We start from the raw sequence: 15,829 nt of genomic DNA, 5'->3' as shown, positions 1-15,829 counted from the left end.
CGGGCCGGACCGGCCCCGTCGCCATTTACCCCAGGGGTACGCGGGCCACCCCGCACCCGGTCAGGCTGCCCAGCCAGAGGTGGTCGCCGTGCTGGCGTACCCCGGTGATCATCGAGTAGTGCCCGTTCGGACCGTGCAGCGTCCGGCGGACCGTCCCCGCGTCGTCGACCAGCGCGACCAGCCCGTAGCGGCGTGGCTGCGGCTGCATCGCGTCGGGCAGCAGGGCGGCGATCTGGCGCAGCCGCGGATGGGGCAGCAGCCGTTCGGCGATCGGCACACGGGGGCTGGGCAGCGCGATCCAGTAGGTTCCGTCACCCACCGAGGCGAGATTGTCCGGGTACGCGGGCAGGTCGGCGAGGACCCGCACACCGCCGCCGAGCTCGACCCGCAGCAGACGGTGGGTGCTGGTCTCCACCAGCATCAGCGCCGACTCGTCCGGGGTCAGCGCTATCCCGTTGGGGAAGTACAGCCCGTCGGTCACCACCTCGGTGCGGCCGCTACCCGGATGATGGGCCAGCACCCGCCCGTTGGGACGGTGCTCCAGCAGGTCTCGCTTCCAGTGCGAGACCGGAAACCGGTCGGAGCTGTCGGTGAAGTAGATGGTGCCGTCACGGCCCACCGTCGCGTTGTTGGCCAGGTGCACCGGGGGTGCCGTGCCGGTCAGTTCGCGTACCGCGCCGTCCGGGGTGACCCGCAGCAGCCCGCGGTACGCGTCGCAGACCACCAGGGCCTCACCGGACGGGTCCAGCTCGATGCCGAGCGGCCGGCCCCCGGTCTCGGCCAGCAGGTGGGGTGGGGTGCCGGCCCGCGCGTCGACCGGCCACCACCAGAGCCGACCGTCCTCGTCGCCACTGATCACCCGCCCGGCGCCGTCGATCAGCACGTCCTCGGGGCCGACGGCGCCCGCCGGCAGGGGGAGCAACTCAGCCTCGTCGAGCCGGCGGTCGGTGGGGGCCCATGCGCCGGCCAGCGCCGGAGGGCTGGTCGCCGGCTCGCGGACGGGGCGGATCAGCCGGGGCGGCCGGGGCCGGGGGATCAGCATCGACCTATTCTCCACCCGAATGCCTGCCGACCCCCGGGTTCCGAGCACTCACGGCGCGCCGCGCGGGCTCGGACTCCACCCCCCGGGGAGGTCGGCGCGCCGCCCGGGCCCCTGACTCCACCCCGAGAGGGAGGTGGGGTACCTCGGGGTATGCCCCTGGGCGTACCCGGAATCACTCCGTGGAGGGGCGAAAGTGTCGGTGGTGGGGGCTAGATTTCTGAGCATGGAAGAGCACAGCGACCGGCTGGACGTGCAGGTCAGCGTGGGTGACCAGATGGTCCTCGTGCGGGTGGCGGGCGAGATCGACATCGCCACGGTGGCCGCGTTCCGGTCCGCGCTGTGGTCCGCGCCGGCCCGCCCGGTGCTTCAACTGGAGCTGTCCGGGCTGCGGCTGCTCTCCGCCGCCGGCATTCGCACGCTGCTCGCGGCGCATCTGCGCGTGCGGGCCCGTGGTGGCGAGCTGGTCCTTGTCGATCCGAGCCCGGTGGTGGCACGGGTGCTGCGCGTCAGCGGGCTGCACCGTGTGATGCCGATTCTGGAGCTGACCTCGCCGATCGAGGCGGCGCGTCGTCCGGTGGTCGCGACCACGGACCTGCAACTGGCCGCCTGACGCTGGTCAACGAGGTGGGCCCGCCGCCGTCGCACCCGGCGCGGGGCCGCCGGCCTGGCCGGCGACCCCGACAATCGGTCAGCTCACGCCGAGCAGGTCGACGACGAAGACCAGCGTCTCACCCGGCTTGATGACGCCGCCGGCGCCCCGGTCGCCGTACCCCAGGTGCGGCGGAATGGTCAGGCGGCGGCGACCGCCGACGCGCATGCCGGCGACGCCCTGGTCCCAGCCGGCGATGACCTGACCGCCGCCGAGCGGAAAGTCGAACGCCTCGCCCCGGTTCCAGGACGAGTCGAACTCGCCGCCGGTGGAGTGCGACACGCCGACGTAGTGCACGCTGACCAGTTGGCCCGGCTCGGCCTGCGGGCCGTCGCCCACGGTGATGTCCTCGATCACGAGGTCGGCCGGCGGTGCACCCTCGATCGGACCAACCTCGGGCTTGCCCGACTGGGCGCCTGCTGCCTGGGTCATGCGGGGATCTCCTGCCGTGTTGGGTGATGTGTCCGGTCACCGTCGATCCTGCCGGATCACCCCTCACCGATGTACGGCGGACCCGCAACCTGCCTCGCCGCCCTATTCTCCGGTCGTGCACCGACTTCGTTCGACCGTCTGATGCCGGGTCGGGCGTTCACCTAGGCTCGGAAAGGGCCGGCCGGCCTGGTTGACGGGCGGTGCGCGGTGGTCGATGCGGAGGGCGTCGGTGGCTGAGGCGACGGTCGCGGTCCCGCTGTGGGCCTGGGCGGCGGTCGGCGCGGTGATCGCGGTGCTGCTCGCCGTGGATGTGCTCCTGCACAGGGACAACCATGTCATCGAGCTCCGCGAGGCGCTGCTGTGGAGCGCCGTCTGGATCGGCGCAGGTCTGCTGTTCGGGTTGGTCGTCTGGTGGGGCCTCGGCGGTGACCCGGCCATCGCGTACTACTCCGGTTACCTGCTGGAGAAGGCGCTCTCGGTGGACAACGTCTTCGTCTTCGCGCTGCTCTTCGCCTACTTCCAGGTGCCGTCGGGCTATCAGCACAAGGTGCTGTTCTGGGGTGTCGTGGGGGCACTCGTCTTCCGGCTGCTGTTCATCTTCGCCGGTGCCGAGTTGCTGGACCGGCTCGCCTGGGCCGGGTTCGTGCTGGGTGCGTTCCTGATCTGGACCGGCTGGCGGCTGGCCGTACGCGGAAAGCCGGACGTCGACCCGGAACGCAACGTCGTGGTCCGGCTGTTCCGGCGGCTGGTGCCCACCGACGCCCGCTACCACGGCGACCGGTTCACCGCCCGGGTGGGCGGCCGACGGGTGGCGACGTTACTGCTTGTCGCGCTCGTCGCCATCGAGGCCACCGACGTGGTCTTCGCCATCGACTCGGTGGCGGCGATCCTTGCCATCACCACAAACACCTTCCTGGTCTGGACGGCCACGGCGTTCGCCGTCCTGGGGCTGCGCAGCCTCTACTTCTGCCTCGCCGGCCTGCTGCGCCACTTCGGCTACCTGCGGTACGGGTTGGCGCTGCTACTGGCCTTCGCCGGGCTGAAGCTGATTCTCGCCGAGACGCCGGTGGGCAAGCTGCCGGTCTGGTTGACCCTGGCCGTGGTGCTGCTGACCCTGGCCGTCTCCATCGGCGCCAGCACACTGGCCGCCCACCGTCGAACCGACGGCTGAGCCGCCGGGCCGTTGGTCGAGCCGCCGGGCCGTTGGCCGAGCCGCCGGGCCGTTGGCTGAGCCGCCGGGCCGCGTCCTCGGCCGTCGGGCGGCGGTCGGGGTCAGCCGACCAGCACCGGCCGGGACAGTTGGTCGGCGAGCAGCGCGGGCGCCTCGGCCAGGGACGGGCCGTACCAGGTGAGGTGCCGCCCGGAGAGCAGGGCGCACGGTACGCCGGGGAACGCCTCCGGCCCGTCGTCGGCGGTGAACCGGTACGGCTCGTCGGGCAGGACCACCAGGTCGGGCTCTCGTTCGCGGAGTTCGGTGAGGCTCGGGCGGGGATAGCGTTCGGGATCCTCGTGGTAGGCGTTGAGAACGCCGAGGCGGCGCAGCACGTCACCGGCGAACGTGTCGCCACCGAGCACCACCCACGGCCGACGCCAGACCGGCACCACAGCGCGGCGGGTCGTTGTCAGCCGCGGCGGTGTGGCCCACGCCCGCCGGGCGGCCCGCAGCCAGTCCGGTTCCGTCGGCGCACCCAGTTCGGTCAGCAGGTCGCCCAGCTCGGTCAACGCGCCGGGAACGGTCCGTGGGTAGGTGACCCGCACCGGTACGCCGGCCGCCCGTAGCGCCTCCGCGTCCGCCCGGCGGTTCTCCTCGACGTTCAGCAGCACCAGGTCCGGACGCAGCGCGCGCACCCGGTCCAGATCGGGGTACTTGCTGCCGCCGACCCGGGCCACGTCGAGACCGGTCGGGTGGCTGCACCAGTCGGTGGCCCCGACCAGCGCTCCCGGCACTGTCAGCGCCACCGCCTCGGTCAGGGACGGCACCAGCGACACCACTCGCACCCGTGTACCTCCGTTCGCCGCTGACACCGATCATGCCCCTCGGGTCGGCGTCGCGTCAGGTGCGGCTCGGCTCGATGCGGGCGGTCACGTCGAGGTGCGCGGGCTGGCAGTTGGTCGTCGCCGCGAATCGGCGGACCGCGGCGCGGACGTGCTCGCGTACGCCGGCGGTCGGCGCGTCGGCGGTGAGGTCCACCCGGATCCACACGTCGGGGTGCGGTGGCGCGCCGGTGAGCACCACCCGGGCCCGGCGCACCCCGGGGTTGCCGGTCAGGTCGCGTACCAGCGCGTCGACGAGGACGTCGGTGGCCAGCCGGGTTCGGCCCGGCCGACGTCCGGGGTGGCTCAGGGTGCCACGCAGCGTGCCGTCCGGGCCCCGCAGCTCCCGGGTCAGCAGGCGTTGCCCGGCCAGCGCGAACAGCGCTCCGGCGACGGCCGCGGCCAGGGTGCTCCACGGCGCGGCGAACCGCCACCGGTCGACCAGCGCGACGCTGAGCAGCACCGCCGCCGGGTCAGCACCGGGCAACGTGCCGAGGCTTGCCGTCAGCGCCGCCGCGCCGCCAGCGACCAGCAGCAGCGCGATGATGGTCCACAGCAGTCGGTGCCCGGCGTTGGTCACGCCGGCCGTCGCCGAGGCAGCAGCCGGACGTCGATCCGGGCCGGGCGGGGTGCGGTGAGGTGGCGCAACTCCTGGTGCACGGCGAACTCGACTTCCGCCCGGGCCGCCGGGTCGCCGGTCGCGCGAACCCGGGGGCGCCACTGGCCGCCGCGCCGTCGGACCCGGACCCGGGCGCGGCGGACGCCCGGCACCGCGCAGGCGGCGGCAGCGAGCCGCCGTTCCACACAGCGCCGGTGCAGGTACCAGCCGTCGCGCTCGTCGGCGGGCAGGCGGACCGGCGTCCAGCGGCGCAGTTGGGCCACGAGGATGAGCAGGCCCAGTAGGAGAGCCCCGCCAGCCACGACCCGGACGGTGGGGTCGTCCCACCGGGTGCCGCTCAGCGCGTCGAGCCAGCCGCTGGTGTCGAGCGGTGTCGGTCGGTGCGCTGTGAGCAGGAGCGCCTGGACGGCCACCGCCGCACCACCGAGAAGCAGGGCGGTGGCCAGCAGCAACGAGGCGACCCGGTTGGCGGTGCGCATCTCAGCCGTCCTCCGGTGTGGCGGTGCCGACGCCGGAGGAGTCGACGCCGGGGACGAGCAGATCGTCCACGGTGACGGTCACCACCGCCACGCTGAGCCCGGTCTGGGCGGCCACCCGCTCGGTGACGACCGCCCGCACCGTTTCGGCGATCGTCGGCACGCTGTGTCCGTACCAGGTGATCAGGTGCAGGTCGAGTGCGACGGACCGGTCATCCAGGCGCACCGCCGCCGGGCGGACGACGGAAACGCCCGGCACGAGGCTGGCGGCCTGCACCGCGATCCGCGCGACGTCCGCGGTGTCGCCCGCTGGGCGTTCCGCACCGGTCGCCCCGGCGGCCAGTCCGGTGCCGGGGTTCGTCCTCGCGGACGGGCGGGTGGTCATCGGGGCCGCCGAGCGTCGGGGCGGCGGTCGCCGAGACCGGTCACCGCGAGGTCGCCGTCGAGCACCCGGACGACCAGCCAGCCGAGCAGGCCGGCGAGTACGGCGAGGGCGGCCACGCCGACGCCGGCGAGCGCCCAGACCGCCACGGCGAGGAACCCGGCGAGGAAGCCGAACTGCTGTCGCGACATGGTCACCTCCGGGCCGGTCCGGTACCGGCGGTCGCTGGATACACCCGGCGGCCATTCCTGGAACGTCGGCGCTACTGTGATCCGCGTCACAGGGCAAGTCGGTGGCCCATGATCGACCACCTAGACTCGGCCCGGCTCGACCGACCGGCGGATGGATCAGGCAGATGACGAGCATCGGGAGCGACGACCGCGGTTGGCTGCGGGCGATGCCCGCCGAGGCGGGGCGCGACGCGCTGCTCAGCCGCGCCGGCCATCGGGTCCTGGCGGCACGCCGGCTCAGCGATCTGCTCCAGGGCCGCCCGCCCGGCGTGACCGGCAGCCAGTGGACCTCGGCGAGCCGCGCCAGCTTCGACTTCGTGGTCTACGCCGCCGACACCGGCCGTCCGGTCGTCGCCGTACAGATCGGCCCGGTGCCGTCTCCCGGCACGGCGGAGCAGCGCGTGGAGCGACTCACGGACGCGGTGGGCGCGGCCGCCGGCCTGCCCGTTCTGCGGATCGGGTCGCCTACGTTGAACGCCGCCGATCATGGCCGCCGCCTGGTCGAGTACGTGATCGACGCGCGCGCCTACGCCGCGGGCGGGTCCACCGCCGCCGGGACCGAACCGGCACCGGTGGGCTTTCGGGACATCCTGGGCCGGCTGCCGGACGGGCGTACCGGGCCGGTCAACGACCTCGGCGCGCTGACCCGCGCGGCGGCGGTCGAGGCGTACGTGGCAGGGCAGGTGGCCGACCCGATCGTGCGAGGGCTGCACGTCCGCTGGGCTGACGGTCCGGCGCAGGGGTGGAGCTGGGTGCAGGTACGCCCCGACGCGTGCCTCATCGAGCAGGTATCGGTGACCGAGCACCGTTTCTCCTGCGGCATCGACGCGGCCCGACTGGCCGAGGATCTCGCCGCCGTCGCCGTGGGGGAACGACTGCGAGAGAACGCCGTCGCCGACCTGCTGTCGCGCGCCGAGTGGACCGCGCAGATCGCCGCGCTGAGCCAGCGCCGCCACGAACTGGTCGGCGGGTTCGCCTTCGATCACCTCTGCGCCGACTGACCAGCGCCCGTTTCACCTGCTGATCCCTGCTCCGCGCCGGCTCCCGTGTCGGGTCGCGGCAATTTCCTGTGCGTCTGTTGAACCTTCCCGGCCGCCGCCCCGTACTCCTGCGCGAATGAACAGGATCTCCCCATCCGCGTCCACCGGGCGCGGGAGACGGTGCGGAAAGGGCATCGTCGGCCATCGACGCATTACCTGGTAGGTCACGGTGGGTCGCCACCGCGGCGTGCCACCTCACATCCGTCGGTCCGCCGAGGGCAGAAATCCACTACCGGATCGAGAAGGAGAGCAATTCGATGCGCAGGTCCACTCGGGCGCGCCGGCCTTCCGGCAACGCGCGGAGCAAGCGTCTGCTGGCAGTTGTCGGCACGCTCGCGGTCTTCGGCGGAGTTGTCGCCGTGACTCAGATTTCGTCGGCCCAGGACCGGCGGACAAATAAGCCACGTCCGGCTTCCGGGCAGTGCGTGGAGCCGAGCCCGGGCGCGACCGCGCCGACCGGTGGCGGCTCGACCAGCCGGACCTGGCAGAACGGTCGGTGGGTGCGTAACCACTGGGGTGACGGACAGCAGTCGGTCCCCGAGTGCGAGGACGGCAAGGACGGCACTGTGGGTACCGGCACGGCCATCGCCTGTCCGGACGTGGCGGCCAAGCTGCCGCAGGTGCCGAACCGGGCGCGAGCCGAGGTGGACCGCAACCTCGCCCAGTTGCAGACCCAGATCGCCGAGGCGGACCGCCGGCTCGCCGCCGAGGGCAACAAGGGTGAGGCGTTCATCCGCAACGCGATCCTCCAGCCGTTGGCCGGCAAGCGCCGCGCCGTGCTGGACCGGATCACGACCGCCATCGACCGGGCCGGACCTCGGCCGCAGGGCCTCGCGCAGCTCGCCGAGTGCCAGGTGCAGCCCACCGGCGGCACGGGCGGCAACAACGGCGGCGGCACCACGCCCACCACCACCCCCGGTGGCGGCAACAACGGCGGTGGCAACAACGGTGGCGGGAACAACGGCGGTGGCACCGCACCCGGCGCCGGGCTCGGCGTGCTCGCCAACGACTGCGACGAGAGCCGGCTCCAGCCGCACGACGGTTTCCAGAACGGCAACCGCTGCGTGAGCACCGAATTCGGTGAGGTCGGCGCGGCGGCCAACAACCCGTCGCTGCTGATCACCCAGTTCCCCGAGCAGGTCGGCCAGAACCAGCCCTTCACCCTGCGGGTCAGCACCCGCAACCTGGTCCGGGACCGATTCCTGGCCGCCGGTCAGGGTGGTTACTACGTGGAGAGCTCGCTCCTCAACGACCAGGGCCTGGTCCGCGGTCACTTCCACACCGCGTGCCGGATGCTGGACAGCCTGACCGCTCCGCCGGAGCCGCAGGAGGTGCCGGCGTTCTTCGTCGCGACCGAGGACGGCCGCGGTGGGGCCCAGCCCGACGAGGTGACGATCCAGATTCCGGGCCTGCCGGAGTCCGGTACCGCCCAGTGCTCCGTCTGGGCCGGTGACGGCTCGCACCGCCTGCCGATGATGGAGCGGGCCAACCAGACCCCCGCCTTCGACTCGGTGCGCATCGACGTCAACTGAGCTGACCTACCAACGGTGGCCGGCCACCCGGGGCGACAACCCGGGGTGGTCGGCCACCGCCTCACTTCGGGTGCCCGGACAAACGACGGGGCCCCGCCGTTTCCGGCGGGGCCCCGTCGAGTCGCGTCAGCGGCTCTTGTACGCCTCGACGACCTCAACCGGGATCCGGCCGCGCTCGGAAATCTTGTAGCCGTTCTTGACGGCCCATTCCCGGATGGCCCGGTTCTGCTCCCGATCCATTCCCGCGCCGGCGGGTCGCCCCGGTCGCCGGACTGAACGGGCGCTCTCCACCGGGCCGCGCCCGATCCGCCGACCCGCATTGATGTACGGATCGAGCGCCTTGCGCAGGACGCCGGCATTCTCGTCGGAGACATCGATCGTGTAGGCCACGCCGTCGAGACTGAACTCAACCGTTCGGTCGGCCTTCCCACCGTCGAGGTCGTCGGTCAGGACCGTGATTACTTTTCTCGCCATTGCCGATTACTCCCTGTGTGCGGCGGGATGTGTCCAAAGTCTGACCTACCACCCCGGTAATCCGCAACAATATGCCTTCCATTCATTCGGCGCGTCGCGATTCTGTTACCGAGCAAAACCGTGAATCGGTTCGGTGTCGAGGCGTCATTCCCCGAGGATGCCGCTGTGGCCGGCGACGGCAGCCGCCTCGGCCCGGTTCGAGACCCGCAACTTGCGCAGCAACGCGGCGGTCATCCGTTTCACCGTCCGTTCGGAGACGTGCAGTTCTTCGGCGATGTCGACGGTGCTGCGGCCGGACGCGATTCCCCGCAGCAGCCGCCGTTCCTCGCCGTCCAGGTCGACGGGCGGGGAGCGCGTGGGTCGTAGCATGGCGCGCAGCAGTTCGGCCGGCAGCACTGCCCAGCCGTCGAGGATCGCCAGCAGCGGTGGCAGCAGCTCCTCCGGTTCGCTGGTCTTGGGCAGGAACCCCTCCGCGCCGGCCCGCAGCGCCTCCACCGCTGGCCCGGCGTCGGCGGAACCGGACATCGCGACCACCCGTACCCGTGGGGTGGTCCGCCGGATCGCGGCCACCGCCCGGATGCCGCCCGGCGGCGGCATGTGCAGGTCGACCAGGGCCAGGTCGGGGCGGCAGTTGCTGACCAGGGCCGCCGCCGCGGCGGCGTCGCCGGTCGAGGCGATGACCTCGGCGCGGCCGTTTGTGGTGATCGGGAGCAGCAACTCCAGGCCGCGGACGAAAAGAGGGTGATCGTCCACGACGACGAGTCGCAAGGTGGAGGCTCCCGGCATGTCTGCGCCGTTCCCCAGCGGGTACCGATCATGCGGGTTCGCACCGAACGAGGGGAGTCGGGTGGATGCGCGTACGGCACGGTCTGCGGGACCTGCTGCGAGGGTTGCGCCCGATTGAGCCGACACCGGGCAGGAAACAACCGACGGCGGCCGATTCGGAGTTGCTGCTGCGGGTGTTGTGCCACGAGTTCCGGACGCCGATCAGCACCCTGACCTCGCTGACCCGCGCGTTGGCCGACGAGCGTCAGGAGCTGACCGGGGACGACCGGCGGGCGCTCACTGAGCTGGCCCGTGACCAGGCTGCCCACCTGCAGAGCCTGCTGCTTGACGCCGCTGCCGGCACCGGCGTGCTGACGCCGACTCCGCAACCGGAGCCGGCCGTCGCGCTGGCGGGCATCCTGCGGGAGGCCGCCGCGCTGGTGCCGGTCGGCCGCCGGCGGGCGCGGGCCACCCGGTGGGCGGCCTCCTGCCCGGTACCGGCCGGACGAACCCGTCAAGTCCTGGTCAACCTGGTGCAGAACGCGTTGCGGCACGGCCCGCCGGACGGACAGGTCGGGCTCTACGCGACAGTGCGCGGCCCCAGCCTGAGCATCCTGGTCACCGACGAGGGTCGGGTCGATGATGCGCTGCTGGTCGCGCTGCGGCGTCCGGCGCCGGCCGTCGGGATGTCCGGTCTGGGTCTGTGGATCGCGCGGCAGCTCCTCGCGACGGACGGGGGAGCGTTACGGGCGCACCGGCTACGGCCCCGTGGAGTGGCGTTGGAGGTGCTGCTGCCGGTGGCTCGCCCGGTGCGCTGACCCGAGCGGGACACCGGTTGGCCCGCTCGGGTCAGCGGGGCGGGAACGGCCTCGCTACCTGTTTCCGGTACCGAGGAGGTTGGATGTTCAGCCACGTCAAGGATCTGCAGTTCGAAGCCAAGCCGGACGGCCCGGACGCGGCGTTCGCCCGTCGTTTGCAGGAGGTGTTGGGCGGCAAGTGGGGCGAGATGACTGTCGCCAACCAGTATCTCTTCCAGGGTTGGAACTGCCGACTGCCCGGCAAGTACAAGGACCTGCTGCTCGACGTCGGCACGGAGGAGATGGGCCACGTCGAGATGATCGTCACGATGATCACCCGGCTGTTGGACAACGCGCCGCTTTCGCTGACCGAGGGGATCGCGGAGGACCCCGGAGGCGCCGCGACCTACGCCGGTGAGAACCCGGCGCACTTCATTCACGGTGGTGGTGGGGCCCTGCCCACCGATTCCAACGGGGTGCCGTGGAGCGGCGCGTTCATCACCGCCAGCGGCAACCTGTTGGCCGATTTTCAGCTCAACGTCACCGCCGAGGCGCAGGGTCGGCTCCAGGTCGCCCGGTTGTTCCACATGACCGACGACCCGGGCGTCAAGCAGATGCTGCGCTTCCTGCTGGCCCGCGACACGATGCACCAGAACATGTGGCTGGCGGCGATCGAGCAGCTCAAGGAGGACGGGCTGGAGGAGATGCCGGTGCCGGAGGCGTTCCCGGACTCGGGTGAGTTCACCGAGGAGTACGGCTACACCTACCTGGGTTTCTCCTCGGGCACCGACGCCGCCCAGGGGCGCTGGGCGTCCGGGCCCTCGCCGGACGGCAAGGGCGAGTTCCGGTACGACGACAACCCGCTGGCGAACGCGCCGGAACCGGTGCTGCCTCCGGGTGACCCTCGCCTGTACGGCACCAACCCCGGAGTGGCCGGCTCGGTGGTGAACGCGGTGAAGAGCAAGCTCACCTGAGGTGCCTCGTCGGGTCGCCCGCCGGTCCCGGGCGACCCGACGGCCGGGGAGAAGAGTGGTCTGGGTCACAGAGCGGAACAAGGGGAACGCTTTGTTACTTGAGTGAGACACGCTCAACTCAACGCGATGGCAGGTGTTCGATGGCAACTCTTCCGGTACTTCCCCTGACCGACGCCGTGCTGCTGCCCGGGATGGTCATCCCGGTGACCCTCGACCCCACCACCCAGGCCGCTATCGACGCGGCGCGTGCGACCGGCGACCGCAAGCTGCTGGCCGTGCCGCGCATCGACGGCGAATACGGCCCGGTAGGCGTGGTCGCCACCATCGAGAAGGTCGGCCGGCTGCCCGAGGGTGAGCCCGCCGCCGTCATCCGTGGCCTGTCCCGGGCCCGGATCGGCTCCGGCGTGCCCGGTCCCGGCGCCGCTCTCTGGGTCGAGGCGACCGAACTCGACGAACCCGCCCACGCCGGTCGGGCCCGGGAACTCGCCCGCGAGTACCGCGCCCTGGTGACCTCAGTGCTCCAACAGCGGGGCGCCTGGCAGGTCATCGACGCCGTGGAGCGGATGACCGACCTCTCCGAGCTGGCCGACTCGGCCGGTTACGCGCCCTGGCTGACGCTGGAGCAGAAGACCGAGCTGCTCGCCGCGCCGGACGTCACCGCCCGGCTGGAGCTGCTGGTCGGCTGGGTGAAGGACTACCTGGCCGAGCAGGAGGTCACCGAGCAGATCAACAGTGACGTCCGCGAGGGGCTGGAGAAGTCCCAGCGCGAGTTCCTGCTGCGCCAGCAACTCGCCGCGATCCGCAAGGAGCTGGGCGAGGACGAGCCGGACGGCTCCGCCGACTACCGGTCCCGCGTCGAGTCCGCCGAGCTGCCGGAGAAGGTGCGCGAGGCGGCCATGCGCGAGGTCGGCAAGCTGGAGCGGGCCAGCGACGCCTCCCCGGAGGCGGGCTGGATCCGTACCTGGCTGGACACCGTGCTCGAGATGCCGTGGGGCACGCGTACCGAGGACAACACCGACCTGGCCGCGGCTCGGGCGGTGCTCGACGCCGACCACGCCGGCCTGTCCGACGTCAAGGACCGCATCCTGGAGTACCTGGCGGTGCGCAACCGGCGAGCCGAGCGCAACCTCGGTGTGGTCGGCGGTCGCGGCTCCGGCGCGGTGCTCGCCCTCGCCGGTCCTCCCGGGGTGGGTAAGACCAGCCTCGGCGAATCCGTGGCGCGGGCGCTCGGGCGCAACTTCGTCCGGGTCTCCCTCGGCGGCGTCCGCGACGAGGCGGAGATCCGCGGGCACCGGCGCACCTACGTGGGGGCGCTGCCCGGTCGGATCGTCCGCGCGTTGCGCGAGGCCGGTTCGATGAACCCGGTCGTGCTCCTCGACGAGGTGGACAAGCTGGCCGCCGGCTACGCCGGTGACCCGGCCGCTGCCCTGCTGGAGGTGCTCGACCCGGCCCAGAACCACACCTTCCGGGATCACTACCTGGAAGTCGACCTCGACCTGTCCGACGTGCTCTTCCTGGCCACCGCCAACGTGGTGGAGTCCATCCCCGGCCCCCTGCTGGACCGGATGGAGCTGGTCACGCTCGACGGGTACACCGAGGACGAGAAGGTCGCCATCGCCCGCGACCACCTGCTGCCCCGGCAGCGGGAGCGGGCCGGGCTGACCGTCGACGAGGTCAGCGTCGCCGACGAGGCTCTCGCGCTGATCGCGGGGGAGTACACCCGGGAGGCCGGCGTCCGGCAGCTCGAGCGGGCCCTGGCCAAGATCCTGCGCAAGGTGGCGGTGACGCTGGCGACGGACCCGACCCCGGCACGCGTGGGCACCGACAACCTCACCGGTTACCTGGGTCGGCCGAAGTTCACACCGGAATCGGCCGAGCGTACCGCCGTGCCCGGCGTGGCCACCGGTCTGGCCGTCACGGGCGCCGGTGGGGACGTGCTCTTCATCGAGGCGACCAGCATGGAGGGCGAGCCGGGGCTGACCCTGACCGGCCAGCTCGGTGACGTGATGAAGGAGTCGGCGCAGATCGCGCTCTCCTACCTGCGCTCCAACGGGCGGCGGTTCGGCATCGACCCGAACGCTCTCGCGGGACGCCGGATCCACGTCCACTTCCCGGCGGGCGCGGTGCCCAAGGACGGTCCGAGCGCCGGCATCACCATGGTCACGGCCCTGGCGTCGCTGGTCACCGGTCGCCCGGTCCGCCCCGAGTTCGGGATGACCGGTGAGGTGACGCTCTCCGGTCGGGTGCTGCCGATCGGTGGGGTGAAGCAGAAGCTGCTCGCGGCGCACCGGGCCGGCCTCACCGAGGTGATCATCCCGGCGCGCAACGAGCCCGACCTGGACGACCTGCCGACCGAGGTGCGCGAGGCACTGACAGTGCACACCCTGGCCGACGTGGCCGACGTGCTCGCCCTGGCGTTGCGCCCGGCCGACGTGAAGACGCTGGACGGTCCGGCGCTCTTCGCGGTCTGACGCTCCGACCAATTGGGCCCCCGCCGTCTTCCGACGGCGGGGGCCCTTTCGGTACGCCGGGCAGGTCTACTGTCTCGTCTGCACCGTCAACCACCTCTCCGCCGCGAGGCGGCCCCCTGGAGGAACCCCCGTGAACGTGGTGCTCTGGATCATTCAGATCCTGCTCGCCGCCGTCTTCGCCGGCGTCGGGCTGGCCAAGCTGAGCCAGCCCAAGGACAAGCTGCGCGACGTGATGCGGTGGGTGGACCCGGTGCCGCCGTCACAGGTCAAGTCGCTCGGCGCGGTCGAGCTGCTGGCCGCCGCCGGGCTCGTACTGCCCGCTGCCACCGGCATCGCCACAGTGCTCACCCCACTCGCCGCCGTCGGGCTGGTCATCGTCATGATCGGCGGCATGCTGGTGCACCTGCGCGCCCGCAAACAGCAGGCCACCCAGGAGGGGCGTCGCACCGAGATCCAGGGCGCGGTCGCCTGCGCTGTGCTGCTCGTCCTCGCCGCCGTGGTGGCCTGGGGCCGTTTCGGCCCGTACGCCCTCTGATCCGTGCCGGCCGGCGCGCGACAATGCACAGTGGAGTCCGCCCGCCGCTCGAGGTGGCACTCAACGGGGGAGAGGCATGGAACCGATCGTGAGCGCACCTGATGCGGGACCGCCGGCAGTGCCACAACGGTCAGGTCCACCGGGCCGACGGTTGGGCCGGCGCTTGCTCTTCGCCGGCGGCGCGGGCGCCGCGGTGGCCACGACGGTGGCCACCCTCGCCGCTGCTGAACACGGCGGATCACCGCCCGTCACGACCGTGCGGGAGGCCCCGCTCAGCCTCCGGGACCCCAGGGTCGGCTGCCGGCTCGACGGCAGTGACGAGTCGGACAAGGTCACCACCGCGCTGAACCTGCTACCGGCCGGTGGTGGGGAGATCTTCCAACCGGTGGGCACCCTCGGTCTCGGGTCGGAGGTCCGCTTCCCGACGAGCGTGACCTGGACCGGCGAGAACATCGGCGCGGCGATCATCCAGCCGGCTCCGGGCTACACCGGTCGTCTGGTCTCGAGCGGCAAGTACAACCAAATCTCCAACGTGCACTTCTACGGCATGCGGACCTCCAACGTGCTGTTGACAGTCCGCGGCCCCCGGTCGACCTTCCACCACCTGCACTTCGGCAACTCGGGCAGCCACGCCATCGAGTTCCTCGGCACTGACGCCGACACCAGCGCCCACGCCAACAAGATCACCGATATCAACATCGAGGACTGCCTCGGCGTCGGCATCCTCGTGAACAAGGTCGCGTACGACAACGAGTTCCTCAACGTCTGGGTCGGTGAGTGCCAGACCGGGATGCGGCTGCTGGACAGCGCCTGCTTCTTCGACAACCTGCATGTCTGGGGTTGTCGGGGCAACGGCGTAGAGCTGCGCGAATCCGCCCATCGAAACATCTTCCAGAACGTCTACCTGGAGTCGAACGGCACCAGTGGCACCGGCAGCGGCGCGGACCTGCGGCGGGTCTGGGGGACCCAGTTCATCGGCGGCCGGCTGTGGCGCAACGCCACCAACGGCATCGAGGTCTCCTCATCCGCACGTACCCGGATCATGGGGCTCGACATCCACGACAACGGCGCCAACGGGATCCTGGGCCGTGACGCCGGCCTGTGCCAGGTGATCGGCAACCAGTTCTACGACGACGCGACACCCCGCCGCCAGGACCGACCGATCGTCACTGTCGGCACCAGCAACAACTGGATCGTCACCAACAACGTGATGCGGGCGTACGACCACCGGTCCGGTGGCGCGTCGCTGGCCGGCGCCAACAACGTGGTCGACGGAAACATCGACTAGCACCGGTGGGGCGGCGACTGCTCACGGTTCTCCCGCCGCCTCGCCGGACCTGTCGTCGGCGACCGTCGTGCTCCGGCGGTCGCCGACGT

The 15,829-nt window shown here is 71.8% G+C and carries 18 protein-coding genes; 9 read left to right on the top strand and 9 right to left on the bottom strand.

Translation table 11 applies throughout. The annotated features are described in order from the left end of the window. Window positions 1–25: 25 nt before the first annotated feature. Complete coding sequence (locus OG992_RS05460) at window positions 26–1,042, bottom strand: SMP-30/gluconolactonase/LRE family protein (RefSeq protein ID WP_238685742.1); 1,017 nt, start codon at window positions 1,040–1,042, stop codon at window positions 26–28. Window positions 1,043–1,265: 223 nt separating this feature from the next. On the opposite strand from OG992_RS05460, the gene OG992_RS05455 reads away from it, so the two are divergent. Next, on the top strand, window positions 1,266–1,652 hold the full coding sequence (locus OG992_RS05455; protein WP_266302574.1) for an STAS domain-containing protein: 387 nt from the start codon (window positions 1,266–1,268) through the stop codon (window positions 1,650–1,652). Between the two features lie 78 nt (window positions 1,653–1,730). On the opposite strand, the gene OG992_RS05450 is transcribed toward OG992_RS05455, so the two are convergent. Beyond that, a complete protein-coding gene (locus OG992_RS05450) occupies window positions 1,731–2,123 on the bottom strand; it encodes an FKBP-type peptidyl-prolyl cis-trans isomerase (protein ID WP_238685740.1) in 393 nt (130 codons plus the stop codon). Window positions 2,124–2,352: 229 nt separating this feature from the next. Here OG992_RS05450 and OG992_RS05445 point away from each other — a divergent pair, with 229 nt between their 5' ends. After that, entirely contained in the window at window positions 2,353–3,294 is a 942-nt protein-coding gene (locus OG992_RS05445; protein ID WP_238685739.1) for a TerC/Alx family metal homeostasis membrane protein, read from the top strand. A 101-nt stretch (window positions 3,295–3,395) separates the two neighbouring features. Here OG992_RS05445 and OG992_RS05440 read toward each other — a convergent pair whose 3' ends face one another. From OG992_RS05440 to OG992_RS05420, 5 genes are read right to left on the bottom strand one after another with little or no spacing between them, the layout of a single operon-like run. Then, the gene (locus OG992_RS05440; protein ID WP_266302573.1) at window positions 3,396–4,121 is read right to left on the bottom strand and encodes a helical backbone metal receptor; all 726 of its coding nucleotides are present in this window, start codon (window positions 4,119–4,121) and stop codon (window positions 3,396–3,398) included. 55 nt (window positions 4,122–4,176) lie between these two features. Further along, on the bottom strand, window positions 4,177–4,737 hold the full coding sequence (locus tag OG992_RS05435) for a hypothetical protein (protein ID WP_266302572.1): 561 nt from the start codon (window positions 4,735–4,737) through the stop codon (window positions 4,177–4,179). Then, the gene (locus OG992_RS05430) at window positions 4,734–5,255 is read right to left on the bottom strand and encodes a DUF6286 domain-containing protein (protein ID WP_266302571.1); all 522 of its coding nucleotides are present in this window, start codon (window positions 5,253–5,255) and stop codon (window positions 4,734–4,736) included. The genes OG992_RS05435 and OG992_RS05430 overlap by 4 nt, the downstream gene beginning before the upstream one ends. A gap of 1 nt (window position 5,256) precedes the next feature. Then, entirely contained in the window at window positions 5,257–5,637 is a 381-nt protein-coding gene (locus OG992_RS05425; RefSeq protein ID WP_238685735.1) for an Asp23/Gls24 family envelope stress response protein, read from the bottom strand. Further along, window positions 5,634–5,825, bottom strand: coding sequence for a hypothetical protein (locus OG992_RS05420; protein ID WP_266302570.1), 192 nt, complete (start codon window positions 5,823–5,825; stop codon window positions 5,634–5,636). The genes OG992_RS05425 and OG992_RS05420 overlap by 4 nt, the downstream gene beginning before the upstream one ends. Before the next feature lie 164 nt (window positions 5,826–5,989). On the opposite strand from OG992_RS05420, the gene OG992_RS05415 reads away from it, so the two are divergent. Next, window positions 5,990–6,865, top strand: coding sequence for a hypothetical protein (locus tag OG992_RS05415; RefSeq protein ID WP_266302569.1), 876 nt, complete (start codon window positions 5,990–5,992; stop codon window positions 6,863–6,865). 296 nt (window positions 6,866–7,161) lie between these two features. Then, window positions 7,162–8,436, top strand: coding sequence for a hypothetical protein (locus OG992_RS05410; protein ID WP_266302568.1), 1,275 nt, complete (start codon window positions 7,162–7,164; stop codon window positions 8,434–8,436). A gap of 126 nt (window positions 8,437–8,562) precedes the next feature. On the opposite strand, the gene OG992_RS05405 is transcribed toward OG992_RS05410, so the two are convergent. Together OG992_RS05405 and OG992_RS05400 are read right to left on the bottom strand one after the other, a co-directional pair. Next, window positions 8,563–8,910, bottom strand: a complete 348-nt coding sequence (locus OG992_RS05405; RefSeq protein ID WP_088989485.1) for an Lsr2 family protein — start codon at window positions 8,908–8,910, stop codon at window positions 8,563–8,565. Window positions 8,911–9,054: 144 nt separating this feature from the next. Then, on the bottom strand, window positions 9,055–9,663 hold the full coding sequence (locus tag OG992_RS05400) for a response regulator transcription factor (protein WP_266302567.1): 609 nt from the start codon (window positions 9,661–9,663) through the stop codon (window positions 9,055–9,057). 98 nt (window positions 9,664–9,761) lie between these two features. On the opposite strand from OG992_RS05400, the gene OG992_RS05395 reads away from it, so the two are divergent. The 5 genes from OG992_RS05395 to OG992_RS05375 all read left to right on the top strand — a co-directional run bounded on the left by OG992_RS05395 (window position 9,762) and on the right by OG992_RS05375 (window position 15,740). Beyond that, window positions 9,762–10,493, top strand: coding sequence for a sensor histidine kinase KdpD (locus tag OG992_RS05395; protein WP_266302566.1), 732 nt, complete (start codon window positions 9,762–9,764; stop codon window positions 10,491–10,493). Between the two features lie 83 nt (window positions 10,494–10,576). After that, window positions 10,577–11,446, top strand: coding sequence for a manganese catalase family protein (locus OG992_RS05390; RefSeq protein ID WP_238685729.1), 870 nt, complete (start codon window positions 10,577–10,579; stop codon window positions 11,444–11,446). Between the two features lie 140 nt (window positions 11,447–11,586). After that, complete coding sequence (gene lon / locus OG992_RS05385) at window positions 11,587–13,917, top strand: endopeptidase La (protein WP_238672220.1); 2,331 nt, start codon at window positions 11,587–11,589, stop codon at window positions 13,915–13,917. Window positions 13,918–14,047: 130 nt separating this feature from the next. Beyond that, window positions 14,048–14,452 (top strand): DoxX family protein, encoded by a 405-nt coding sequence (locus OG992_RS05380; RefSeq protein ID WP_238685728.1) that lies wholly within the window; start codon window positions 14,048–14,050, stop codon window positions 14,450–14,452. 88 nt (window positions 14,453–14,540) lie between these two features. Then, window positions 14,541–15,740, top strand: a complete 1,200-nt coding sequence (locus tag OG992_RS05375) for a right-handed parallel beta-helix repeat-containing protein (protein ID WP_266302565.1) — start codon at window positions 14,541–14,543, stop codon at window positions 15,738–15,740. The last annotated feature ends 89 nt before the right edge of the window (window positions 15,741–15,829 follow it).

The sequence above is a fragment of the Micromonospora sp. NBC_00362 genome (genome assembly GCF_026342155.1).
Classification (GTDB): Bacteria; Actinomycetota; Actinomycetes; order Mycobacteriales; family Micromonosporaceae; genus Micromonospora; species Micromonospora hortensis.
The sequence above is the reverse complement of the archived record's forward strand: the minus strand, read 5'-3'. Positions and strand labels throughout refer to the sequence as shown.